Annotated in this window: 17 protein-coding genes and 1 pseudogene; 7 read left to right on the top strand and 11 right to left on the bottom strand. The window is 71.8% G+C overall.

Going from position 1 to position 23872, the window contains the following annotated elements:
- Positions 1–7: 7 nt before the first annotated feature.
- From ACFPA8_RS07240 to ACFPA8_RS07225, 4 genes and pseudogenes are all read right to left on the bottom strand, one after another.
- Positions 8–514: a DinB family protein gene (locus ACFPA8_RS07240; RefSeq protein ID WP_386443984.1), complete on the bottom strand. Its 507-nt coding sequence runs from the start codon at positions 512–514 to the stop codon at positions 8–10.
- A 192-nt stretch (positions 515–706) separates the two neighbouring features.
- The gene (gene serA, locus ACFPA8_RS07235) at positions 707–2320 is read right to left on the bottom strand and encodes a phosphoglycerate dehydrogenase (RefSeq protein ID WP_386443982.1); all 1614 of its coding nucleotides are present in this window, start codon (positions 2318–2320) and stop codon (positions 707–709) included.
- A gap of 346 nt (positions 2321–2666) precedes the next feature.
- The gene (locus tag ACFPA8_RS07230; protein WP_386443979.1) at positions 2667–3617 is read right to left on the bottom strand and encodes a glycoside hydrolase family 3 C-terminal domain-containing protein; all 951 of its coding nucleotides are present in this window, start codon (positions 3615–3617) and stop codon (positions 2667–2669) included.
- A 349-nt stretch (positions 3618–3966) separates the two neighbouring features.
- Positions 3967–5286: pseudogene (locus tag ACFPA8_RS07225) on the bottom strand (glycoside hydrolase family 3 protein); the annotation flags it as partial.
- A 177-nt stretch (positions 5287–5463) separates the two neighbouring features.
- Here ACFPA8_RS07225 and ACFPA8_RS07220 point away from each other — a divergent pair.
- Positions 5464–6444 carry a GlxA family transcriptional regulator gene (locus ACFPA8_RS07220; protein WP_386443977.1) on the top strand — a complete coding sequence of 327 codons (981 nt, stop codon included), beginning with the start codon at positions 5464–5466 and terminating at the stop codon, positions 6442–6444.
- Between the two features lie 158 nt (positions 6445–6602).
- A complete protein-coding gene (locus tag ACFPA8_RS07215) occupies positions 6603–7229 on the top strand; it encodes a DJ-1/PfpI family protein (protein ID WP_386443974.1) in 627 nt (208 codons plus the stop codon).
- Between the two features lie 210 nt (positions 7230–7439).
- On the opposite strand, the gene ilvC is transcribed toward ACFPA8_RS07215, so the two are convergent.
- The 5 genes from ilvC to ACFPA8_RS07190 form a co-directional block, all read right to left on the bottom strand.
- Positions 7440–8438 carry a ketol-acid reductoisomerase gene (gene ilvC, locus ACFPA8_RS07210; RefSeq protein WP_386443971.1) on the bottom strand — a complete coding sequence of 333 codons (999 nt, stop codon included), beginning with the start codon at positions 8436–8438 and terminating at the stop codon, positions 7440–7442.
- Positions 8439–8558: 120 nt separating this feature from the next.
- Positions 8559–9083, bottom strand: coding sequence for an acetolactate synthase small subunit (ilvN, locus tag ACFPA8_RS07205; RefSeq protein ID WP_045864916.1), 525 nt, complete (start codon positions 9081–9083; stop codon positions 8559–8561).
- Between the two features lie 30 nt (positions 9084–9113).
- Complete coding sequence (locus ACFPA8_RS07200) at positions 9114–11003, bottom strand: acetolactate synthase large subunit (RefSeq protein WP_386443968.1); 1890 nt, start codon at positions 11001–11003, stop codon at positions 9114–9116.
- Positions 11004–11242: 239 nt separating this feature from the next.
- Positions 11243–14416: a putative bifunctional diguanylate cyclase/phosphodiesterase gene (locus tag ACFPA8_RS07195; protein ID WP_386444710.1), complete on the bottom strand. Its 3174-nt coding sequence runs from the start codon at positions 14414–14416 to the stop codon at positions 11243–11245.
- 665 nt (positions 14417–15081) lie between these two features.
- A complete protein-coding gene (locus ACFPA8_RS07190; RefSeq protein ID WP_386443965.1) occupies positions 15082–16041 on the bottom strand; it encodes a 2-hydroxyacid dehydrogenase in 960 nt (319 codons plus the stop codon).
- 142 nt (positions 16042–16183) lie between these two features.
- Between ACFPA8_RS07190 and ACFPA8_RS07185 the strand changes: the two genes are divergently transcribed.
- From ACFPA8_RS07185 to ACFPA8_RS07170, 4 genes are all read left to right on the top strand, one after another.
- Positions 16184–17191, top strand: coding sequence for an aldo/keto reductase (locus ACFPA8_RS07185; RefSeq protein ID WP_386443962.1), 1008 nt, complete (start codon positions 16184–16186; stop codon positions 17189–17191).
- A gap of 165 nt (positions 17192–17356) precedes the next feature.
- On the top strand, positions 17357–18514 hold the full coding sequence (locus tag ACFPA8_RS07180) for a PQQ-dependent sugar dehydrogenase (RefSeq protein ID WP_386443960.1): 1158 nt from the start codon (positions 17357–17359) through the stop codon (positions 18512–18514).
- Positions 18515–18550: 36 nt separating this feature from the next.
- Positions 18551–18751 (top strand): DUF6191 domain-containing protein, encoded by a 201-nt coding sequence (locus ACFPA8_RS07175; RefSeq protein ID WP_386443957.1) that lies wholly within the window; start codon positions 18551–18553, stop codon positions 18749–18751.
- Positions 18751–18990: a DUF6191 domain-containing protein gene (locus tag ACFPA8_RS07170; protein WP_386443954.1), complete on the top strand. Its 240-nt coding sequence runs from the start codon at positions 18751–18753 to the stop codon at positions 18988–18990. The genes ACFPA8_RS07175 and ACFPA8_RS07170 overlap by 1 nt, the downstream gene beginning before the upstream one ends.
- 145 nt (positions 18991–19135) lie before the next feature.
- Here the strand turns inward: ACFPA8_RS07170 and ACFPA8_RS07165 are convergent, their stop codons facing one another.
- Together ACFPA8_RS07165 and ACFPA8_RS07160 are read right to left on the bottom strand one after the other, a co-directional pair.
- The gene (locus ACFPA8_RS07165; protein ID WP_386443951.1) at positions 19136–22384 is read right to left on the bottom strand and encodes a helix-turn-helix transcriptional regulator; all 3249 of its coding nucleotides are present in this window, start codon (positions 22382–22384) and stop codon (positions 19136–19138) included.
- A gap of 65 nt (positions 22385–22449) precedes the next feature.
- Positions 22450–22620, bottom strand: a complete 171-nt coding sequence (locus ACFPA8_RS07160; protein ID WP_386443949.1) for a hypothetical protein — start codon at positions 22618–22620, stop codon at positions 22450–22452.
- Positions 22621–22946: 326 nt separating this feature from the next.
- Here ACFPA8_RS07160 and ACFPA8_RS07155 point away from each other — a divergent pair, with 326 nt between their 5' ends.
- On the top strand, positions 22947–23573 hold the full coding sequence (locus ACFPA8_RS07155) for a glyoxalase (protein ID WP_386443947.1): 627 nt from the start codon (positions 22947–22949) through the stop codon (positions 23571–23573).
- The last annotated feature ends 299 nt before the right edge of the window (positions 23574–23872 follow it).

Below are 23872 nucleotides of genomic sequence, written 5' to 3'. Positions count from 1 at the left end.
GCGGCCGTCAGGCTCCGACAGTGCCGTCGATGCCCTCGCGCAGGAGATCGGCGTGGCCGTTGTGGCGGGCGTACTCGTGGATCAGGTGGAGCATGACGAGCCGCAGGGAGACGTCCTCGCCCCACCTGGCCTGGTGTGCGGTCACATCGAGCGACGCGGCCTCCCGCTCGATGCGGCGGGCGTGGTCGACCTCTGCCTGCCACGCTTCGAAGGCCTCGGCGCGCGTGGACCCGCTCGCCTCGTACGCCTCCTGGTAGTCGCCCTCCTCCGACCAGAGGAGAGGGATGTCCTCACGGTTGACCGTCCGCCGGAACCAGGCCCGCTCGACCTCCGCCATGTGCCGGACGAGTCCGAGCAGCGACAGCGTCGAGGGTGGCATCGACTGACGGCGCAGTTCCTCGTCCGTCAGCCCCTCGCACTTCCACGCGAGCGTCGCCCGGTGGAAGTCGAGACAGGCACGCAGCGTCTCGCGCTCTCCCGCTGCGAGCGGAGGCGACGGACGTTCGACGGTCACGGCAGGTCCTCTCTCCCGGTTCACGTCCAGGCTCATTTCCCGGGCTCGCTTCCCGAGCTGACTTCCGGGCTCCTGCCGGCCCTCGCGGACCGGATCGGCTGCCGGCGGAGACGCGCCGTGCCCGGACCACGTCTCATCGGCGGTCCGGGCACGCTTCCACTGCCCGCAGGGGGTGCGTCAGGTGGGCGCTGCTCAGTCGGTGAGGTCCACACTGCGGGCGGACGTCGCACCGATCTCGCCCTTGATCTCCGTGAGTACCGGGGCGGGGATGTTGTCGTCGACGGTCAGCGCGACCAGCGCGTCACCGCCCGCCGTCGCCCGGCCGACCTGCATGCCGGCGATGTTGATGCCGGCCTCGCCGAGGATGCGCCCGACGGTGCCGACCACGCCCGGACGGTCGGCGTAGCGGAAGAAGGCCATGTGCTCGGCGAGCGCCAGGTCCACGTCGTGCTCGCCGACGGCGACGATCTTCTGCAGGTGCTTCGGCCCGGCCAGGGTGCCGGAGACCGACACCTCCTCACCGCTGCTGAGCGTGCCCCGCACGGTCACCACGTTGCGGTGCTCGGGCGACTCGCTGGAAGTGGTGAGCCGGACCTCGACACCGCGCTCCTGGGCGAAGAGCGGAGCGTTGACGTAGCTGACCGTGTCGTCGACGACGTCCTCGAAGACACCCTTGAGAGCGGAGAGTTCGAGCACCTTCACATCGTGCTGCGTGATCTCGCCGTACACCTCCACGTCCAGCCGCACCGCGACCTCCCCGGCGAGGGCGGTGAAGATCCTGCCGAGGCCCTCGGCCAGCGGCAGCGCCGGACGCACGTCCTCGGCGATGACTCCGCCCTGGACGTTGACCGCGTCCGGCACGAGTTCACCGGCCAGCGCCAGCCGCACCGACCTGGCGACGGCGATGCCCGCCTTCTCCTGGGCCTCGCCGGTGGAGGCGCCCAGGTGCGGAGTGCACACGACCTGATCGAACTCGAAGAGCGGGGAGTCGGTGCACGGCTCGCTCGCGTAGACGTCGAGGCCGGCGCCCGCGACGCGGCCCTCCTTGAGCGCGGAGGCCAGCGCCGCCTCGTCGACGATGCCGCCGCGGGCCGCGTTGATGATGCGGACGCCCGGCTTGACCTTGTGCAGGGCGTCGTCGCCGATCAGGCCGAGGGTCTCCGGCGTCTTGGGGAGGTGGACGGTGATGAAGTCCGAGGTCTCCAGCAGTTCGTCCAGGGAGAGCAGCTTCACACCCATCTGCGCGGCGCGGGCGGGCTGCACGAAGGGGTCGTACGCGACGACCTTCATCCCGAACGCGGACATCCGCTGGGCGACCAGCACGCCGATGCGGCCGAGGCCGACGACGCCGAGTGTCTTCTCGCTCAGCTCGACGCCTGAGTACTTGCTCCGCTTCCACTCGCCGTTCTTCAGCGCGGAGTTGGCCTGCGGGATGTTCCGCGCGCTGGCGATCAGCAGGCCGCAGGCGAGTTCGGCGGCGGTGACGATGTTGGACGTGGGCGCGTTGACGACCATGACGCCGGCCTTGGTGGCGGCGGGGACGTCGACGTTGTCGAGCCCGACCCCCGCCCGGGCCACCACCTTGAGCTTGCGGGCCGCGGCGACGGCCTCGGCGTCGACCTTCGTGGCGGAACGCACGAGGATCGCGTCCACGTCGGCGATGGCGGTGAGAAGTTCGTCCCGGTCGGCTCCGTTGCAGCTGCGGATCTCGAAGTCCGGTCCGAGAGCGTCGACGGTGGCGGGCGAGAGCTCTTCGGCGATCAGTACTACGGGCTTGCTCACGTGGTCTCCAGTCTGGCAGATCATCCTCACCGCGGGCAGGCGGCGGGGAACAACGGCCGCGTCCCGACGGCCGTAGACGGTGGAGGGGGTCATCCCCGCGGGCGCAGGGCAGACGCACGACGCTGTGAGCCTGTGGCGCGCTTGGCTTGTGCGTGCAGTGTAGCCAGCCACGCCAGGTGGGGGCTTCCCCTCCCGGTAATCGATCATGTCCCGGACGGCCGGCCGGCGTCACGGGATCACGGCAGCCGGGATGCACGGCCCGGCCTCCGGCGGCCTCCGCCTCCCGGGAGCGGGAGGCGGCGGCGCCCGTCGCGGGGCGGGACGCTCTCAGGGGGCGTCACGAGATCGTTCCTGCGCCCCCTGTGCACCTTCACGCCTCCACACGTACGGGCACGGTCACCTCCCCCCGGACGTCACGGCTGGAATGCGCGACCAGCAGGCGGTAGTCGCCTGCGGGGGTCCTCCAGGCGTGCGCCGCTTCGTCCCACACCTGGAAGGCGCGCGGTTCCACGCGGACGTCGGCGCTCACCGCCGCGCCGGGTGCGGCTTCGACGACGGCGAACCCGGCGAGCCAGCGCACCGGCCGCTGCGGGTCCTCCCCGGCCGGGCCGCCCGCCGCGCCCTCCGGAGCCTCCAGGTAGAGCTGCACGACCTCCCGGGACCGGTGGGGACCGGTGTTCCGCAGCGGAACCGTCACCTCCAGGGGCTCGCCGTCCCGCCAGGGGGAGGTCCGGGGGCGGCCGTAGGACCAGTCCGCGTAACCCAGTCCGTAGCCGAACTCGCGGGCAGGCGTGCGGCCGAGGCGGTCCCAGCCGCGGTGCCCGACGTCGAGAGCCTCGGCGTAGTCGATGACGCCGCCGCGCGGTACGCCGTCCGGCACGGGCACGTCCTCGTGGGAGGCGGGAAGCGTCCACGGCAGCCGCCCGGAGGGCTCGCACGCCCCGCTGAGCACGTCGGCGAGCGACGTGCCCGCCTCCTGTCCGGGCAGCCACCACCACAGCGTGGCGGGAACCTCCGGCGAGTCCAGCCACGGCAGCAGGACGGGGGCTCCCGCATTGACCACGACCACGGTGCGCGGGTTGGCTCCGGCGACGCGACGCACCAACTCGCACTGGCGCCCGGGGAGTTCGAGACTCTCCCGGTCCCAGCCCTCGGACTCGGTCTCGTGGTCGGTGCCGACCACCACGACAGCGGCATCCGCCTCCGAGGCCGCCCGCACGGCCTCCGCGATCTCGGCATCGGGCCCCGGCTCGGGCGGCAGATGGCGCAGTTCGAGACGGGCGAAGCGCCCGAACGACCCGACGTCGACCACCTGGACCACCGCAGAGATCCTCAACTGCCGTCAATTCCGGCACTTCGATCCTCCGCACGTGGCCGCGCGGGTGATTCGCCGACGAGTCGAGGAGCGCGTCCTCCGCCACGCGCCGTGTGCTCTCGCTGAGCAGGGAGCCGTCGATCTCGATCCGGTGTGCGCCCACCGGAGCGACCTCCAGTAGGTGCTCCCCGGGTTCGTGGAGCCCGACCCGGGCCTCCACCCGTACGGAGACGGCACCCTCGGGCAGCCGGCGCACCGAACCGTCCCAGGGGAGAGGGACAGTGCGCGTCTCCAACTGCCGCTCCCCCGCGCCGAGAACGGTCAGGGTGACCTCCCCGCCGACCGCCGCGGCCTGCTCCATGAAGGGAGCATGGCGCAGAGTGCGTCCGCCGCGATGTGCTGTGACGGCCGCGGACGGGAACGCCTCCCGCAGGGCGTCCAGCGGGCTGCTGACGTACGGCGCCGTGACGTGCGCGCTGCCACCGCCCTGCACGAACGGCTCCAGCGCGTTGGCGCCGATCAGTGCGATGCGGGCGGTGCCGGGCGCGAGCGGCAGCAACCGCCCCTCGTTGCGCAGTACGACGGTGGCCCGGGCAGCGGCACGGCGCAGCAGGGCGCGGGTGGCGGGCGTGTTCCCGGACGCGGTCTCCAACCGCCGTTCGGCGGCCGGGGTTTCGTTCCCGGAGCTCGCCGCGGTGCCCGCCGCCTCCCGAGCCTCTGCCGGGGCACACTCCGTCCCGGCGAGGGCGCCGACGCGGCCCGCCAGCCGGAGGATGCGGCGCACCTTGTCGTCGACGTCCTCCCGCGGAACCTCGCCGGACCGTACGGCCTCCAGCAGCGCGGGGCCCCAGGGACCGCCGGGGCCCGGCATGACCAGATCCAGCCCGTTGCGCGCCGACGCGACAGTGCTCTTCGCCGCCAGCCAGTCGCTGACCACGACACCGTCGAAGTCCCATTCGTCCTTGAGGAGTTCACGCAGCAGCCAGCGGTGCTCCGTCGCGGGGGCGGCCTCCGTCCCTTCCCCTGGTCCCCGGCGGTCCCCGGGAGACCCCACCTCGAGTCCGTTGTAGGCCGCCATGAGCATCCACACCCCGGCGTCCTTCACGACCCGTTCGAAGGGGGCGAGATACACCTCGCGCAGCGTGCGAGCGCTCAACCGCGAGCGACAGACGGTCCGTCGGGTCTCGGAGTCGTTGGCGACGAAGTGCTTCACACAGGCGCCCACCCCCTGCCGCTGGAGGGCCGAGACGTACGCGACGGCCAGCCGGCCGCTGAGCAGCGGGTCCTCGGAGAAGCATTCGAAGTGCCGTCCCCCGAGGGGCGTGCGCTGGAGGTTGACCACGGGCGCGAGCACCACGTCGGCGCTCTTGGCGCGTGCTTCGGCGGCCATGAGCGTGCCCAGTTCGTCCAGCAGGTGCTCGTCCCACGTCGCGGCGAGCGCCGAGGGCGCGGGCAGCTGCGCCGAGGTGGTGGGGGCCGTGCCCCTGCCGCGCACACCGATCGGCCCGTCGGAGACGGTGACGGGGCGGAGCCCGACGGCGGGCAGCGGAGGCAGCGTCCACGCGGTCGCACCCGTGAGCACGCGCACGCGCTCCTCGAGGCTCAGCCGGGACACGAGCTCCCCGAGCCGGGCGTCGGAGGGTTCGCCGTGAGCGGGGCGCCCCACGCCGGTCATGCCTGCTCCTGTCGGACGTCGTTGCGGCGTACGGCCGCCTCACCGCAGGCATCCTCCCCAGGCGGGCAGGCGCGAACCGTGCAGAGAGCCCGCGGCAGCCGCACCGCCGCTCCCATGGCAGGAAGGGTGGGAACTTCGTCATTGCGGACATCGGTGGCCGGCTGAAGAATCGGATCCGTGACCGGGCAGCCCCGCAGAAGCAGCGAAGACGTGCTGGTGGTGGTCTTCGACGGCGTGCAGAGCCTCGACGTGACGGGGCCCGTCGAAGTCTTCGCCGGCGCCTGCCTCTCCGCCGGCGATCCCGGCGCCTACCGGCTGCGTACCGCGTCGCCGGACGGCGGTCCGGTCCGCACCTCCAGCGGCCTCACGCTCGTCCCCGATCTCTCGCTCGACGACGTCCGCGCACCGCACACCCTTCTGGTGCCGGGCGGCCACGGCACCCGCACGCCGGACCCCCGGCTCGTCGACTGGCTGCGCGCGCAGGCTCCCCACGCCCGGCGCCTGGTCTCCGTGTGCACCGGTGCGATGCTGCTCGCGGAAGCGGGGCTGCTGCGCGGGCGCCGGGCGACGACTCACTGGGCCTACAGCCGTACGCTCGCCCGCCGTCACCCGGAGACGGAGGTCGACCCGGACCCGATCTACATCCGCGACGGTCACGTCGCCACCTCCGCCGGTGTGACGGCGGGCATCGACCTGGCCCTCGCGCTGGTCGAGGAGGACCTCGGACGGGACGTCGCGCTCGAAGTCGCCCGGCATCTGGTGGTCTTCCTGCACCGCCCGGGAAACCAGGCGCAGTTCAGCGCCCAGCTGGCCGCCCAGACCGCCCGGCGTGAGCCGCTGCGCGAGCTCCAGCAGTGGATCGTCGAGCATCCCGAGGACGATCTGTCCGTCACCGCGCTCGCCCATCGCGTCCGGCTCTCCCCGCGGCACTTCGCCCGCGTCTTCCAGGACGAGACCGGCACGACACCCGGCCGCTACGTCGACCGGGTCCGTCTGGACCAGGCACGCAGGCTCCTGGAGGAGAGCTCCCGCAGCATCGCGGAGATCTCACGCGCCTGCGGTTACGGCACCCCGGAGGGGATGCGCCGTGCCTTCGTCAAAGGGCTGGGGTCGGCGCCCGCCGACTACCGGCGCCGTTTCCGGCCGCCGGACGGATGACCGCCGGCGGCGCCCGGCCGCCTTCCCGCCCCCGCGCACCCCCGAGTTCGGACGTCCTGACGTCCCGGCACATCAGCCCCTCTCCGAACGCATCCCTCCGAACGCATCCCTCCGACCGCTCGCCGACCGTTCTCCGACCGTTCTCCGAAAGGGCCGACATGCAGATCGCGATCCTCCTCTACGACAACTGCACCGTTCTCGACGCCGTAGGCCCCTACCAGACGCTGGGGCCGCTGCCCGGTGCGGAGACCGTCTTCGTCGCCGAGCGGCCCGGTCCCGTGCTGGACGACAGCCGCAGCCTCCCGCTGGTGGCGGAGAGTTCCCTCACCGAAGTCACGAGCCCGGACATCGTGGTCGTCCCCGGCGGCCCGGAACCCGACCTGCGGAACGAGACCGTCCTCGACTGGCTCCGCACGGTCGACACCACCAGCACCTGGACGGTCTCGGTGTGCACGGGATCGCTGCTGCTCGGCGCGGCGGGCCTGCTGGACGGCCGCCGTGCGACGTCGCACTGGACTACCCTGGAGCAGCTGAAGACGTTCGGCGCGGAGCCCACGCGTCAACGCGTCGTCTTCGACGGGAAGTACGTCACGGCGGCCGGGGTGTCCGCCGGGATCGACATGGGGCTCACGCTCGCGGGGAGGATCGCCGGGGACGAGCACGCGCAGGCCGTGCAGCTGATGATCGAGTACGACCCGCAGCCCCCGTACGACGCCGGCTCCCCCGACAAGGCCCCGGCAGCGCTGGTGGAGCTCATCAGCGGGGTGCCGCGACCCCAGGGCTGAGTGCGGAGCGAGGCACCCACGCCGACTGCCGCCCTCCTGGGGCGACCCCGTCCAGCTCAGCTCCACCGGCAGGTGTCCGGTCGTGGACGAGGCGGGCGGTCTCCTGGACCCGCGGCCCGCAGGACGACCGCCCCGCTCCCTCGTGGAGGGAGCGGGGCGGCACGGGTCCTCACCGGGCGGAGAGCGCCGGGGCGCTCACCGCGAGGGGGCTCACGCCTCCTCGTCGACCCAGCTCATCAGCTTGCGGAGCTTGCGACCCGTCGTCTCCAGCAGGTGGTCGTTGGCTGCCTTCTTGTACTCGTTGTACTTCGGAAGCCCTGCGTTGTACTCCTTCATCCAGTTGTTGGCGAAGCTGCCGTCCTGGATGTCGTCGAGCAGCTTGCGCATCTCGGCCTTGACACCGTCGTTGATGATGCGCGGGCCGCTGACGTAGTCGCCCCACTCGGCGGTCTCGGAGACCGACCAGCGCATCTTCTCCAGGCCGCCCTCGTACATCAGGTCCACGATCAGCTTCAGCTCGTGGAGGCACTCGAAGTACGCGATCTCCGGCTGGTATCCCGCCTCGACGAGCGTCTCGAAGCCCGCCTTGACCAGCGCGGACGTACCGCCGCAGAGGACCGCCTGCTCACCGAAGAGGTCCGTCTCGGTCTCCTCGGTGAACGTGGTCTTGATGACACCCGCACGCGTGCCGCCGATGCCCTTCGCGTAGGAGAGCGTCAGGGCGAACGCGTCGCCCGTCGCGTCCTGTTCGACGGCCGCGATGCACGGCACGCCGCGTCCTTCCTCGAACTGACGGCGCACCAAGTGGCCGGGCCCCTTCGGGGCGACCATGCAGACGTCGATGTTGGACGGAGGCTTGATGAAGCCGTACCGGATGTTGAGCCCGTGTCCGAAGAAGAGGGCGTCGCCGTCCTTCAGGTTCGGGGCTACGGACTCCTCGTACACCTTGGCCTGGAGGGGGTCCGGAACCAGGACCATGATCACGTCGGCTTCCGCGGAGGCCTCGGCGGGCGTGGTCACCTTCAGGCCCTGCTCCTCGGCCTTCGCACGTGACGTGGAGCCCTCGTGCAGGCCCACCCGCACGTCGACGCCGGAATCGCGCAGCGACAGCGCGTGGGCGTGACCCTGGCTGCCGAAGCCGAGAACCGCCACCTTGCGGCCCTGGATGATGGACAGGTCGGCGTCGTCGTCGTAGAACAGCTCGGCCACTTGGGAAATCTCCTCGTTCGGGATCCGGGGTGCTCCCCGGGTGGTTCAAAGGGGGGTGCTCCGCCCAACCTATTGCGGCCGGGCAGTGCGGTGAGGGAGGGGTCGCCGCCCGCCCGCCGCTCAGGCCGAGCGGTCGAGTGCGCGCAGGCTCCGGTCGGTGATGGAGCGGGATCCGCGCCCAACGGCGATGGTCCCCGACTGCACCAGCTCCTTGATGCCGTACGGCTCCAGCATCTTGAGCATGGCGTCGAGCTTGTCGCTGCTGCCGGTGGCTTCGATGGTGACGGCCTCCGGCGAGACATCCACGGTCTTGGCGCGGAAGAGGGACACGATCTCGACGATCTGGGAGCGGGTCTCGTTGTCGGCCCGGACCTTCACCAGAACGAGTTCACGCTGGACGGCCGAGGCCGGGTCCAGCTCAACGATCTTGAGAACGTTGACGAGTTTGTTGAGCTGCTTCGTGACCTGCTCCAGCGGCAGGTCCTCCACGTTCACCACGATGGTGATGCGGGAGATCTCGGGATGCTCGGTCACGCCGACCGCGAGCGAGTCGATGTTGAAGCCGCGGCGGGAGAACAGCGAGGCGATCCGGGCCAGGATGCCTGGGGTGTTCTCCACCAGGACGGAGAGTGTGTGCTTGGACATCTTTCTTGCTTCTCCCGGGCTCGGTCTTCGCTAGTCGTCGCTGTCACCGAAGTCGGGACGCACCCCGCGCGCCGCCATGACCTCGTCGTTGGAGGTGCCTGCCGCGACCATCGGCCAGACCATCGCGTCCTCGTGGACGATGAAGTCGACGACGACGGGACGGTCGTTGATGGCGTTGGCCTTCTCGATCACCGAATCCAGCTCGTCGGGGTCCTCGCAGCGGATGCCGACGCAGCCCATCGCCTCGGCCAGCTTCACGAAGTCCGGGCATCGGGTGCCCTTGTTCGACGTCCCCTCGCCGGTGTCGCCGCCGGGGCCGGAGTGCAGCTTGGTGTTGGAGTAGCGCTGGTTGTAGAAGAGCGTCTGCCACTGGCGGACCATGCCGAGCGCGCCGTTGTTGATGATCGCGACCTTGATCGGCACGCCGTTGAGGGCCGCTGTCGCCAGCTCCTGGTTCGTCATCTGGAAGCAGCCGTCGCCGTCGATGGCCCACACAGTGCTCTGCGGCCTGCCCACCTTCGCGCCCAGCGCGGCGGGGACGGCATAGCCCATGGTGCCCAGGCCGCCGGAGTTGAGCCAGGTCGCCGGCTTCTCGTAGTCGATGAAGTGGGCGGCCCACATCTGGTGCTGGCCCACGCCCGCCGCGTAGACGGTGTCGTCCGGGGCCAGCCGGCCGATGCGCTGGATGACCTGCTGCGGGGAGAGGGAGCCGTCCTCCGGCAGGTCGTAACCGAGCGGATAGGTCTCCCGCCACCGGTTCAGCTGCGTCCACCAGTCCTGGTAGCCGGCGCGGGCGGCTGAGTAGGCGTCGGCGCCTTCCGCCGGGGCCGCTGTCCCCAGCTCGTTCTGGACGGCGACGACCAGGTCCGCGATGACCTCGCGGGCGTCACCGACGATGGGGACGTCCGCGGCGCGGTTCTTGCCGATCTCCGCCGGGTCGATGTCCGCGTGGACGATCTTGGCAAGCGGCGCGAACGAGTCCAGCTTGCCTGTCACGCGGTCGTCGAAACGCGCTCCGAGGGCGATGATCAGATCGGCCTTCTGCAGCGAGGTGACGGCAGCGACACTGCCGTGCATGCCGGGCATCCCCAGATGCTGCGGGTGGCTGTCGGGGAACGAGCCGATCGCCATCAGCGTGGTCGTCACCGGCGCCTTGGTCAGCTCGGCGAGGATCCGCAGTTCCGCCGTGGCCTGCGCCTTGATGACGCCTCCCCCGACGTAGAGCACGGGACGGCGGGCCTCTGCGAGCAGCTTCGCCGCCTCGCGGATCTGCTTGGCGTGCGGCTTGGTCACCGGGCGGTAGCCGGGCAGGTCCGGGACGGGCGGCCAGCTGAACGTCGTACGTCCCTGCAGCGCATCCTTGGCGATGTCGACCACGACCGGTCCGGGACGTCCCGTCGAGGCGATGTGGAACGCCTCGGCGATGGTGCGCGGGATCTCGTCCGGGTCGGTGACCAGGAAGTTGTGCTTCGTGACGGGCATGGAGATGCCGCAGATGTCGGCTTCCTGGAAGGCGTCGGTGCCGATCGCGCCCGAGGCGACCTGGCCGGTGATCGCGACCAGCGGGACCGAGTCCATGTGCGCGTCGGCGAGGGGTGTGACGAGGTTGGTGGCGCCGGGCCCGGAGGTCGCCATGCAGACGCCGACCTTGCCGGTGGCCTGCGCGTACCCGGTGGCCGCGTGGCCCGCGCCCTGCTCGTGCCGCACCAGCACGTGCCGGACCCGGGCGGAGTCCATCATCGGGTCGTAGGCCGGAAGGATCGCACCGCCGGGAATGCCGAATACCGTGTCGGTACCGGACTCCTCGAGAGAACGGATGAGGGACTGGGCGCCAGTCATCTCGACGGGCGCAGCCTGCTGCTGTCCGACGGTACGGGCCCGCGGCTGCGGTTTCGGGGCCCCGGTGGCCTGCTCGGTCATCGGTGATCTCTTCTCAGAGGTGAGGGTTGACGCTCGGTTCGTGCTGTCGGTGCGTGGGCGGAGCCTGTGGCTCCGGTGCTTGTGCAACAAAAAACCCCTCGTGCCGTGAGGCAAGCGAGGGGGAGCGCGTCGCTGAGGTCGCCAGGTCGGTGATGCGGACCTGGTCAGGCGACGCGCTTTCCAAGTACGAGAATTCGGGTGCGCATGGCACAGACCTTCCCCCCGGCACACATTCCGTGTCAAGTGGGTGGGACGCGCGTCTCAGCATGCGAACACGGTGGTGAGGGCTGTGCCGCACCCTCCGCTCCGTCCCGGGCGCCACCCGAGACCAGCCACGGCGGCATCGTCTCCCGGCGTTCCTGCATCCGCACGGGCAGGGCTCCGGCGACGACGACCGAGCGGCTCCCGCGCCGCTGGTCCTCGCCCGTACGGCCGGAGCCCGTCGGGCCCGCCGGCCCCCTGCCTCCTCCTGCGACGCCGTTCCTGGCGCCCGTCACGCCTCCGGCGCGCACTCCACCCGTACGCCCGTGGCCGGTGCCGCGGGCCCTGTGGGACTCCGGCATGGCGTAGCTTCCGCGGGACAGTGCGTGACGCAAGCGGTGCTCGTCCAACGGGCCGGAGAACAGCGCGCCCTGACCGTGGCTGCACCCCATCTCCCGCAGCCTGACCGCCTGTTCGGGCAGATCGACACCCTCCGCGACCGTGGTGAGCCCGAGATCGCCGGCCATCCGGAGCAGCCCCGTGGTGATCTTCCGCTGACGTGGGGACTCCGCGAGGCCGTCCACGAGGACCCGGTCGAGCCGTACGAGGTCTATGGGCAGCCGCCGCAGAGCCGAGACGGCGAGAGGACCGCCGCCGAAGCCGTCGAGCGCGATGCTCACCCCGAGGCGGCGCAGCGCACTCAGCGTCGCCTCCAGTTCGTCGAGCGAGGCACGTCTGTCGGTGTCCGAGAGCTCCACGATCAATGAGCCTGCCTGCAGTTCGTACCGGGTGAGCAGGCTCTCGACGGAGCTGAGGCTCACCGACCGGTCCGTGAGACGGCTCGCGGGGAGCCGCACAGAGACGGGGACGGGGAATCCGGCGAGATGCCGGGCGTGTGCCTGCTGCACGGCCTGCTCGAGCAGCCACCGGCTCACCTCGGCCACTCTCTCGGTGGCCGCCTCCTCCGCCTCCCGGAGCTGCCCCACGGACCGGCCGGGTAACGGAGGGCCGCTGCCCGCTCCTGCCGCAGGGAGAGCTACGGCACCGCCGGCGCTGCTCAGGAATTCGGCCGGCGTGGAGAGCATGCCCTGCGCGGAGCCCCAGCGCGGCTGAGCCGCGACAGCGGTCACCTTGCCGCTGGAGAGCTCGACGACCGGCTGGTGGAGGAGGGTGAACTCGCCGTCCCGCAGGGCGGCGCGCAGCCGGGTGGACAGCTGGGCACGCTTGGCCGCGCCCGGCTGCGGCTGGGTCTGCATGTGCGGGGCGTACAGCTCCACACGGGCCTTGCCCGCCTGCTTGGCGCGGTACATCGCGAGGTCGGCGTTGCGCATGAGCGCCGTCGGGGTGATACCGGGCTCCGCGAAGGCGATCCCGATGGACGCGGCGACGCGGACCTCCTTGCCCTCGACGCGGTAGGGCTCCGAGAGCGTCACGCGCAGGCGGTCGGCGATCTCGTGGATGCGCAGTTCGCGTTCGGCGTCCGCGTGGGTGCTGGGATTGCCGTCCCCGAGGATGAGCACCGCGAACTCGTCACCGCCCAGCCGGGCTGCCGTGTCCCCCGCCCGCACCGACTCCTGGAGGCGGCGGGCGGCGGCGACGAGGAGCTCGTCGCCGGCCTGGTGACCGACGCTGTCGTTGACCGCCTTGAAGCCGTCCAGGTCGATGTAGAGAACCGCGTGTTCGCTGTCCCCGCCGCGCCGTCCGACGAGGGCCTTGCGCACCCGTTCGGTGAACAGCGCGCGGTTGGGCAGGTCGGTGAGCGGGTCGTGGGACGCGTTGTGCTGCAACTGCGCCTGCAGCCGCACTCGTTCGGTCACGTCCCGGCTGTTGAAGATGAGGCCGCTGCGGTACCGGTTGACCGTCGACTCGACATTCAGCCAGTGCCCGTCGCCGTGCCTGAAACGGCATTCGATCCGGGTCGACGGTTCCTGCTCCGTCGACGAGGCGAGGAAGCGGCGCAGCTCGTGCAGTACGCGGGCGAGGTCCTCGGGGTGGATGAGAGAGGCCAGTTCGGAGCCGATGAGGGCATCACCGTCCCGGCCGTAGACGCCTGTCGCGGCGGGCGAGACGTAGCGCAGCACCCCTGTCGGGGAGGCGATCATGATGACGTCGCTGGACCCCTGGACCAAGGAGCGGAAGTGGCTCTCCTTCTGGGCCAGTTCCTGGGTGAGGTTGATGTTGTCCAGCAGCATGATTCCCTGCCGGACGAGCAGGGCCAGCACGACGGTGCAGGCCGTGAAGAGGACGATGCCGTCGATCTCCCGGCCGGCCACCGCGTTGTAGAGGATGCCCAACGTGCAGACGGCGGCGGCCAGATAGGGAGTGAGCGCAGCGAGCGAACCCCCGATGGGACGGTTCGGACGGTCGCGGATTATCTCCCACTCGGCCCTCTCGGCACGGACGGCGGAGGCAGCCCCCGGGCCGCCGTCCTTGAGGCCCCGGCCCGAGATCCGCTCGTCCTGGACGGGTTCGATCTCTCCGCGGCCCACCCACGGGGCGTACGCGAGCAGAAGGGAACCGGCGAACCAGCCCGCGTCGAGCAACTGCCCCGAGCTGTAGTGCTCCTGGAGCAGGGGCGAGCTGAACAGCGCGTCGCACAGGACGGTCAGAGCGAGGGCGCCGATGGCGGTGTTGATCGCCGAGCGGTGCGCGGCGGAACGCTTGAAGTGCAGACCGAGGACCATGCTCACCAGCACGATGTCCAGCAGCGGGTAGGCCAGGCTGAGCGCGGCGCGCGCCACGGAGTCGCCCTCCCAGTACGCGGTGTGGGCGAGCGCCAGCGACCACGAGATGGTGAGCAGCGAACCGCCGATGAGCCAGGAGTCCAGCCCCAGGCAGACCCAACCGGCCTTGGTGACGGGCCTCTTGGCCAGCACGAGCAGACCGATGATGGCGGGCGGCGCGAAGAGCAGGAAGCAGTAGTCGGCGGCGGACGGGCGGGGCACCGGCTGGTGCAGCACCACCTCGTACCACCCCCATACGGCGTTGCCGGCCGCCGCCATCAGGGACGAAAGGCCGAACATGAGCCAGGCGGGGCCCAGTTGCGTGCCTCGGTGCGCCCGGGCGTACCAGACGCAGGAGACCGCCGCGAGCACGCCGGCGGCGCTGAGCCCGAAGTCGCCCATGATGAGCGCCACTTGGCCCGAACCCCAGCCGAGGGCGGCCCCGAACGCGTAACCGCCGCAGAGGAGGACGAGAACGAGCTGAGGCAGCACGCCGGGCCCCGCACCTGTCTCCGTTCCGCCAGCTGCGCCGCTGCCTGCCCGCGTGCCCGCCTTCGGCTGTGCGGCAGGGCCGCCGGCCGCCCGTGCGCTGCGGCGCGTGCTACCGGCACCCGCAACTCCCCCCGGCCTGCCGCCTTCACGCAGCTCTCCGCCACCGGCGAGAGGCGGTGCGTACGCCGGCGTGCACGCCCGGGCGGCCACGAGCGGGCCCTTCCCCGGGGCCGCTCCGCCCGCACTCACGACGCCCTCCGGGCACCCGCGGGCCTCTCGTGGCTCCGGTTCCCGCCGACGCCCTGCTCGCATCCTGAAATGCCGGCCGCGGAGCCCGCGCCCGGGACCGGTCGCTGAGAACTCGTCTGCGGGGTCAGCTGCCGTGCCCCCCGGCAGTTCGTCAATTGGCTGCGCATCCGCCCGTCGCCCCCTCGTATCCGGGTTCGCCCCCCTCTCGGACGATACACCAAACCGTCACAGAGGGACATAGGCCAGATACAGAACGTGACGACCTGCGGCTTTGCGGACACAGCGAGCGTTCGTACGCATCCGGAGAGTGTTTTTCCGTGTTTTCAGGGGCCCTTGGGAAGCTCTGCCCGCCCCGCCGACGTCACCGCGGGAGCCGTCTCAGGACTCCTCCGGCACCTCTCGCGCCCCTCCGTTCACCCGGCCACGACGACCGTGTGCTCCAGCGGTTCACCGGCCGCCCAGCGGTTCAGCTGACTGCTCAACAGCCGCTTGGCGCGCGGCAGAAAGGCCGACGTGGGGCCGCCGACGTGCGGCGTGATCAACGTGTTCGGGGCGTGCCAGAGGGGGTGTCCGGCGGGCAGCGGCTCGGGATCGGTGACGTCGAGGGCGGCCCTCAGGCGTCCCGACTCCAGCTCCCCCAGCAGGGATCCGGTGTCCACCACACCTCCCCGCGCCACGTTCACCAGCAGGGCGCCGTCCTTCATGCCGGAGAGGAAGCCGGCTCCGGCGAGGCCGCGGGTCTCGTCGGTGAGCGGGGTGCACAGGATCACCACGTCCGCCCGCGGCAGCAGCTCCGGGAGGCTTCCCAGCGCGTGAACAGGCCCGCGCGCGACGGTGCGTGCGCTGCGGGCCACCCGCAGCACCTCTGCCACCTCGAAGGGGACCAGCCGCTCCTCGACGGCTGCTCCGATCGCTCCGTGTCCGACGATGAGGACGGTCTTGTCGGCGAGCGCCTCGTGGACGCCCGGGCACCACTCCCCGGCGTCCTGCGCCCGTACGAACTGCGGGAGTTGACGCAGTGCGGCCAGGGTGAGGACGAGGGCGAGTTCGGCCGTGGAGGCGTCGTGCACCCCGCGGGCGTTGCACAGCAGCGTTTCCGCGGGAAGGTCCGGGACGGCGTCGAGGACGTGGTCTATGCCCGCCGTGAGGGTCTGGACGACCCGCAGACTCGTCATCTGCGCGAGCGGCCGTACCGAGACCGCCTTGCCCTTCATGTAGGGGACGACGTAGAAGCCGCAGTCCGCGGGGTCGGCGGGGAACTCCTCGTCGCCGTCCCAGAAGTGGTAGGTGAAGGTGTCCGGCAGCCCGTCGATCTGCGCGGGCGGAATGGGCAGCCAGACGTCCGTTGCGGGAGTTGTCCGTGAGGAGGCCATGGTCAGAGGCTAGTGCTGTGGCCGGCGAACCTTCCCGGTCGCAGCACTGGGTGCAGACCCGCGGGCGGGGGGCCGGAGCCTCGTCGGAAGCTGTCGGCGGCAGGCGCTAGTTTGGGTGCCCGGCAGAGGGGAGTCCGTCCAGGTGGAGCGCAGGACAATCGGTGCGGCAGCGCTCGAAGTGGGTGCGGTCGGGCTCGGCTGCATGCCGATGACCTGGGCGTACTCCACGTCGGAGCAGCGCGGCGAAGAGTCCCTGCGCACGGTGCACACCGCTCTGGACCGCGGCATGACGCTGCTGGACACGGCCGACATGTACGGCCCGTTCACCAACGAGCTGCTGATCGGGCGCGCGCTCAAGGAGCGGCGCCACGACGCCTTCGTCTCGACGAAGTGCGGACTGCTCGTGGGCGAGCAGCACCTCGTCGCCAACGGCCGTCCCGGCTACGTCAGGAGAGCCTGCGACGCCTCGCTGCGGCGGCTGCAGACGGACGTCATCGACCTCTACCAGCTCCACCGGGCCGACCCGGAGGTGCCCGTGGAGGAGACCTGGGGCGCCATGGCGGAGCTCGTCACGGCGGGCAAGGTGCGCGCGCTCGGCTTCTGCGCCGTGGGAGCGCGGGCCGACCACCGCACCCGCAGCACGGGCGGCGGCATACACGATTCGACGATCAGGCAACTGGAGCGCGTCCAGCAGGTCTTCCCCGTGAGCGGTGTGCAGGCCGAACTCTCGGTCTGGTCGCGGGAGGCGCTCGAGACGCTGCTGCCCTGGTGCACGGCACGGGGCGTGGGCTTCATCGCGGCGATGCCGCTGGGGAACGGCTACCTGAGCGGGACGCTCACCACCGGCGGCGGCTTCGAGCCGGACGACGTACGGGCCCGCCATCCCCGTTTCACGGCCGAGATGATGGCGGCCAACCAGCCGGTCGTGGCCGGCCTCCGCCGGGTGGCGGAACGCCACGGCGGGAGTGTGACGCCGGCGCAGGTCGCGCTGGCCTGGCTGCTGTCCCTGGGACGGAACGTGGTCCCCGTGCCGGGCACCAAGAAGGAACGCTGGGCCATGGAGAACGGGAGGGCCGCCGACCTCGTACTCACTCCGGGAGACGTCGCGGAGCTGAGTTCCCTGCCGTCCGCGAAGGGCTCCTGGGAGTAGCTCTCCGACGGCGTGGCAGCCCCTCGGGAGGCGGCCGCGCCCGGCAGACCGCGCGGAGTGTGCGGGAAACCGGTATGGCCCCCACGGCCGGCCACGGATGTGGTGTGCTGAGCGAGCTGATCAGATTGTGACGGGAGCAGTCACCGACACCGGGAGGCACCGACCGTGCGAAGCCGTTATCTGCCGTCCGTAGCCGGAGCCGGGCTGGCCGTGCTGGCCGTCCTGGCCGCGGGCTGCTCCGACGACTCCGGCACACCGTCGGAGGAGCGCTCCCCCTCCGCGTCGTCGAGCAAGGAGCCGGGGCCGGGCGATACGGCCTCCGGGGCGCCGGCGGAGGGCTCGGTGAAGGTGGAGCGTACGGTCGCCACCGGGCTGAAGGCGCCGTGGGGGCTGGCCCCGCTGCCGGGCGGGGACCTGCTCGTCTCCACCCGCGACATCGGCAAGATCTACCGGGTCGACGGCCGCAGCGGGAAGAAGACCGAACTCGGCTCCGTCCCCGGCGTCGCAGCGGGAGGCGAGGGCGGGCTGCTGGGCATCGCGGTGCCGCCCGACAACACCGAGACGGTCTACGCCTACCTGACCACCGCGTCCGACAACCGCATCGTGCGGATGCTCTACGACCCGGACAAGCCGCAGGGCGACCAGCTCGGGGCCCCTGACACGATCATCAAGGGCATCCCCAGGGGCCAGATCCACAACGGCGGCCGGATCGCGTTCGGTCCGGACAAGATGCTCTACGCGGGCACCGGCGAATCCGGCGAAGGCGGACTCTCCCAGGACAAGAAGTCGCTGGGCGGCAAGATCCTGCGGATGACCCCGGACGGAGAGCCGCCCGGCCAGGGCAATCCCGACACCGATTCCGTCGTCTACTCCTGGGGCCACCGCAACGTGCAGGGCCTGGACTGGGACGGGGAGAAGCGGCTGTGGGCGAGCGAGTTCGGCCAGAACACCTGGGACGAACTGAACCTCATCCGGCCGGGGCAGAACTACGGGTGGCCGGACGCCGAGGGCAAGACGGGCGGGTCAGGATTCGTCGACCCGGTCGAGCAGTGGAGGACCGCGGACGCCTCCCCCAGCGGCGCCGCCGTGGCGGAGGGTTCGGTGTGGATGGCCGGGCTCCGCGGTGAACGTCTGTGGCGCATCCCGCTGAAGGGCACGGAGCCCGCCGCGAAACCGCAGGCGTTCCTCGACGGCGAGTACGGGCGGCTCCGCACGGTCGTCTCCGACGGCAATGACGGGCTGTGGCTCGTCACGAGCGAGACGGACGGCAGGGGAACACCCGAAAAGGGCGATGACCGTATCCTGAAGCTGAAGGTGAGCTGAGCCGTGCGGTGAGGCGCCAGGTCGAGCGGAGGTTCCATGTTCAACCTGATCGAGGAGCTCTTCTCGCCGGGGCGCCGGCACACCGAGGACGAACGCAGGCGGCAGGAGCACACCCGGGTCGACGAGGGCAGCACCGACCCCGGCCGAGGACCGGTCAACCTCACCTCCGGGCAGGTCGTGATCCGCCCGCCGAAGCAACGGCTGCCGACGGAGCACGACGACAACGGGAGTCACTGATGGACATCGCCGGCAACGTCTTCCTCCCCGGCCAGCAGCATGTGGAGCAGGAGAAGCAGCGGCTGGAGCACACCTACGTCCTGGAGGGCACGCACCAGCCGGGCTGCGGGCCGGTCGACCTCGGCTCGGGCAAGATCGTCATCTCGCTGGAGGACCAGCACGCGGTGCTGCCGGCGCGTCCGAAGACGGCGGAGGAAGCCGAGACGGACGGCCCCGAGGACGACGACCTGCCGGACTGAGCACCGGAGCGGGCCCGGAGGGACGGGCGGGCTGTGCACCGGAGCGACTGCGGCGGTCACGCCTCGCCCTGACCGGAAAACGGACTGCCGCCGCCCGCACGCGGACCGGGCGCACGCAGGATCGGCCGGTCTCGCCGCCCCGCCTTCAGCCCGCCGCCGGCGACGCGTCCGACTCGCTGAGCAGCCGCAGCCGGTAGGCCATGGCAGCCGCCTCACCGCGGCCGGCAACCCCGAGCTTCGCCAGGATGTTGGAGACGTGCACGCTGGCCGTCTTGGGCGAGATGAACAGCTCTTCCGCGATCTGCCGGTTGCTGCGCCCTGCGGCCACCAGCCGGAGCACGTCCTGCTCGCGCGGCGTGAGCCCGAACGCCTCCGCCGCCTGGCCACGCCCGTGCACCTCCGGGGCGCCGCCGGCGGCGCCCCGTCCTCCCCGGGCCCCGGGTGCAGCACCGGAGGCCGGACCCGCGTCGGAGCCCGCGGCCACCCGGACCGTACGCACAGGGCCTTCGTCCTCGGTGCTGCCACGCACGGCGGCCTGCAACGGCAACCTCGTGCGCACCGCCAGCTGTTCGACCTCCAGACGCAGCGGCCGGGCGCCGAGCCGCACCGCCTCCGCGTGCGCCGCGACGAGCAGTTCCCGCGCGTGGTCCCGCTCCGCGCGCGCCTCGGCACGGGCCGCCCGCGGATGCCCGTCCTCGCCCTGCGCGGCCGCGCTCAACAGCGACTCCGCCCAGCGCTGCCGGGCCTGCGCCAGCTGGTACGGACGCTCCTGCGCTGCGAATGCGTCCGCAGCCGCCTCCCACGCCGCGGGATCGGTCTGCCCGTGCGCACGACCGAGTTCGGCTCGCACCAGCAGGGAGTAGGCCTGCCACACGGGCGCGGGGTGCGGCAGGCGGCGTACGGCCGTGCGCAGTTCAGCCAGGAGTTCGGGCCGTCCCGCCTCGGCGGCAGGCAGGCCGCGCAGCGTCGACTCGTGCGCCGCTGCCGCGTGCAGCAGCGGCCACGCGTAGCGGTGGGTCCCGGGCGGGAAGCCGGCCTGCAGCGCGCCTCGCAACTCCGCCCGCGCGGCGCCGAGTTCACCCCGTCCGGCGGCCAGCAGCAGCGCACCGTGGCGGAGCTGGACGGCGACATGCGGCGATGCCGCGAAGCTGCCCATCACCTCGCGGGCCGCGTCGAGAGCCGCTTCCGCCGCGGCCGATTCGCCCCGGCCCAGCAGGATCTGGGCCTTCAGCAGGGCGGCCCAGCCACGGCTGTCCACCGACCGGGCCGTGACCGCCGCCTCGTCGCTGAGCCGGGCGGCTTCCGCCCAGTCCCCCGAGGCGTAGAGCGACTCGGCCTGACAGCCGAGCGCGAAGGAGCACAGCTCGGGCCGCCCGTGCGCCACGGCCACCTCGACCGCGCGGGCCGCCTCGGCCACCGCTTCGCTGGAGCGCCCCATCGACTCCAGCTCGGTGGCGATGTTGATGTCGGCACGTCCGACGACGCCGAACGCCCCCGCCGCCAGAGCCTGTTCGCGTGCCCGCCGCATCTCGGCGATGCCCGCGTCGAGGTCGCCCGCCTCGGCCGTCAGTATGCCGAGGGTGGTACGCGCCTGCAGTTCGATCGTGGTCGCCCCGACGACTCGGGCCAGCTCGACCGCCCGGACCGCGGTGCTCATGGCCTCCGCGCCGGGCCGGTGCATCATGCCCCAGCCGGCCGCGCTCGCCAGGACCTCCGCGTGCACGGCCGACGGCGCCAGCCCGCGCACCAGCTCCTGCGCCCGGCCGATCTCGTCCCAGCCGTCCCCGCGGCCCGACGCCTCGACGAGCTTGGAGCGCTTGACCCAGAACCACGCCGCACGCAGCGGTTCCTCGTCCTCGTCCAGCAGGTCGAGGGCGCGTTTGGTCAGCGCGTACGCCCGCTCCACGTCGCCGCCGGTGCGCGCGGCCACCACCGCTTCGGCCAGTACGTCCATGAACCGCAGCGACTCGGCCTCCTGCCGGTCCGCACAGCTCGGATAGACCTCGGCCTCGTCGACGGGCCGCAGCCGCGCCCGTACGTCCTCCGGGACCTCGTGCCACAACTCGATGGCGCGCTCCAGCAGTTGGTGCTGCTCCGAGAAGGCGTGCCGGCGACGGGCCTCGACGGCTGCGGCGAGGACGACGGGCAGCGCCCGAGAGGCGTCCCGGCCGTGGTACCAGTGATGCGCGAGACGGGTCGTGCACTGCTCGGCCCGTACGAGCCCGGGCTGGGCTTCGAGAGCCTGCGCGTAGCGGCGGTTGAGGGCGGCTCCCTCGCCCGGGAGCAGATCCTCGCTGACGGCTTCCCGCAGCAGGGCGTGCCGGAAGCGGTAGCCGTCCCCGTCGGCGGTGGGCTGAAGGACGTTCGCCCCGACGGCCAGGCGCAGGGCCTCCAGCAGCTCCGCCTCGGGCATCTCGCACACAGCGGCCAGCAGCGCGTGCTCGACGGCCGATCCGGCCTGGGCGGCGGTCCGCAGCACCCCCTGTACGGACTCGGGCAGCCCCTCGACGCGGACCAGCAGCAAGTCGCGGAGGGAGTCGCTGATGCCGCAGGTCGCGCAGTTGGCCGTGAGCTCCTCGACGAAGAAGGGATTGCCGTCGGAGCGTTCGAAGATGATCCGCGCCTGCTCGGGGTCGGGTTCGGGGACGCCCTGGATGGCTGCGATCTGGGCGTGCACCTCGGTACGGCTCAGCCTGGGCAGTTCGACGCGGCGCACCGTGCGCAGCCTGTCGACCTCGGCGAGGAAGGGACGCAGCGGATGGCGCCGGTGGATGTCGTCGGCGCGGTAGGTCGCGAGCACGAGCAGGCGCGACGTCTGCACCGACCGGTAGAGGTAGCCGAGCAGTTCACGGGTCGAGCGGTCCGCCCAGTGCAGGTCCTCCAGGGCCAGCACGACCGTACGGCCCGTGGCCAGCCGTTCCAGCAGTTGCGCGGTCAGCTCGAAGAGCCGGGCGCGGCCGTCCTCCTCGTCGTACGCCTCGGCCCGCGCTGCCTCCGGACTGCCCGGCGGCGGCGCCAGATCGGGCAGCAGCCGCGCCAGCTCCGCCTCCCTGCCGCAGGCGGCCGATGCCAGCTCCGCGCCGCCCAGCGAGCGGTGCAGACCGCGCAGCGCTGTGGCGAAGGGCGCGAACGGCAGCCCGTCCGCGCCGAGTTCCAGACATCCGCCGACCGCCGTGGTGGCTCCGGCGGCGCGGGCGAGGCCCAGGAACTCCTCCAGCAGCCGGGTCTTGCCGACCCCGGCCTCGCCTCCGAGGAGCACGGCCTGCGGCTCGCCCGCGTCGGCGCGGGCGAGCGCCTCTCGGAGCAGCCGCAGCTCGTCCTGACGGCCGACGAGGACGGGACTGACAGTGGAGTCGACGGACACGTCGCCCAGCATGACACCGAGCGCCGACATCGCGGCAGGTGATTTCGCCCCCGGTATCCCATGTGGGACCGCGGCGGACGGCGCCGGCTCCGTCCTCACGCGGCGGCGGACCACTTGCGCCGTGCCCTGCGGGCGCTGCTCCCGGCCTCCTCCCGGCGCTCCTGGGCCCGGCTCATCTCCTGGTACTTGCGCGCCCTGCGCTCGGCCGCCGCCTGGTGGCGCAGGTCGGCGATGCGCAGCAGTGCGGCTTCGTGGCTGTAGATCATTCCGGACTCCCCGGCAGTGGCTGAACGGCCTGTTCGAGCGGCCGTTTCTCTTTCCTCCACCTTCGTCCTCGACGGGCTTCCGCACATCGGGCAACTGCCCGGTCCTGGGGTGCCCGGGAGCCTTAGGGCGCGGGGCGGGCACTCCTCAGCCGTGCCGCCGAGTGCCTTAGACCGTGCGCTGCGTGGTGAGGCGGGGGCGACCCCGGCCCAGGTCCTGGTTCCGGTTCTGGTTCTGGTTCTGGCCCTGGTCCTCGTTCTGGTTCCGGTTCCGGTTCCGGTCAGGATTCGAGAAGCGCACGTCCCGGAGCCGTAGCTAGCGTCATGTCATGACTTCCATCGAATCAGTCACCCTCGAGGTGGCCGACCCCACCGCCGCCAACCGCTTCTACACCACCGCCTTCGGCCTGGGCAGCCAGATCCGCCTGCAGGCCTCGGAGACACCGACGACCGGCTTCCGCGGGTTCACGCTGTCGCTCGTGGTGTCCCAGCCGGCCGACGTCAACGCCCTCGTCGGCGCCGCCGTGGACGCCGGCGCCGCGACGCTGAAGCCCGCCGCCAAGTCGCTCTGGGGCTACGGGGGCGTCGTACAGGCCCCGGACGGGACGATCTGGCAGGTCGCATCGTCGTCGAAGAAGGACAAGGCCCCGGCGACTCGGCAGATCGACGAGATCGTGCTCCTGCTGGGAGTCGCGGACGTGGCCGGGAGCAAGCGGTTCTACGTCGACCGGGGCTTTGCCGTGGCGAAGAGCTTCGGCAGCAAGTACGTCGAGTTCGCCACCGGGCCGGGTCCCGTCAAGCTGGCGCTGTACAAGCGCGGTGGCCTGGCCAAGCTCGTCGGCGTCTCAGCCGACGGCACCGGATCGCACCGGCTCACGATCGGCAGCGATGCCGGTCCGTTCACCGACCCGGACGGGTTCGCATGGGTGACCGCATCGGAGACTGCGTCGCTGTGAGCCTGAACCCGGTGACGCAGGCACTGCCATCCCGGGTCCGCGAGCGCCCGTCACCCACGCGGTCGACCAGCCCGGGGCCCGCCCGGGGAGACCGCCCGACGGGGCGGTGGCAAGCGCACCAACCACCGCGCTCACCACGTAGAACACGGTCTCAGAGGCTTCTCATCGGACTCTCCGCCGATTCTCATCCGGTCCCCGTCCGACACATGACACGGCCGGACGTCCGTCCGGCAGGCACGCGGAAACGGCCCGTGAGCGGGACGAGGACGCGCCTCCGGCGGGTTCACCGCCGATGCGTT

Origin of the sequence: Streptomyces ovatisporus (assembly GCF_042653885.1) — a bacterium.
Classification (GTDB): domain Bacteria; phylum Actinomycetota; class Actinomycetes; order Streptomycetales; family Streptomycetaceae; genus Streptomyces; species Streptomyces ovatisporus.
Note: the sequence above shows the minus strand (reverse complement) of the source record. Positions and strands in the feature narration are given on the sequence as shown.

Bases quoted from the DNA above. Each gene is read 5' to 3' on its own strand.
- serA (WP_386443982.1), bottom strand. From the start codon at position 2,320: ATGATCTGCCAGACTGGAGACCACGTGAGCAAGCCCGTAGTACTGATC.
- ACFPA8_RS07215 (WP_386443974.1), top strand. From the start codon at position 6,603: ATGCAGATCGCGATCCTCCTCTACGACAACTGCACCGTTCTCGACGCC.
- ilvN (WP_045864916.1), bottom strand. From the start codon at position 9,083: ATGTCCAAGCACACACTCTCCGTCCTGGTGGAGAACACCCCAGGCATC.
- ACFPA8_RS07200 (WP_386443968.1), bottom strand. From the start codon at position 11,003: ATGACCGAGCAGGCCACCGGGGCCCCGAAACCGCAGCCGCGGGCCCGT.
- ACFPA8_RS07190 (WP_386443965.1), bottom strand. From the start codon at position 16,041: ATGGCCTCCTCACGGACAACTCCCGCAACGGACGTCTGGCTGCCCATT.
- ACFPA8_RS07175 (WP_386443957.1), top strand. From the start codon at position 18,551: ATGTTCAACCTGATCGAGGAGCTCTTCTCGCCGGGGCGCCGGCACACC.
- ACFPA8_RS07170 (WP_386443954.1), top strand. From the start codon at position 18,751: ATGGACATCGCCGGCAACGTCTTCCTCCCCGGCCAGCAGCATGTGGAG.
- ACFPA8_RS07165 (WP_386443951.1), bottom strand. From the start codon at position 22,384: ATGTCGGCGCTCGGTGTCATGCTGGGCGACGTGTCCGTCGACTCCACT.
- ACFPA8_RS07160 (WP_386443949.1), bottom strand. From the start codon at position 22,620: ATGATCTACAGCCACGAAGCCGCACTGCTGCGCATCGCCGACCTGCGC.
- ACFPA8_RS07155 (WP_386443947.1), top strand. From the start codon at position 22,947: ATGACTTCCATCGAATCAGTCACCCTCGAGGTGGCCGACCCCACCGCC.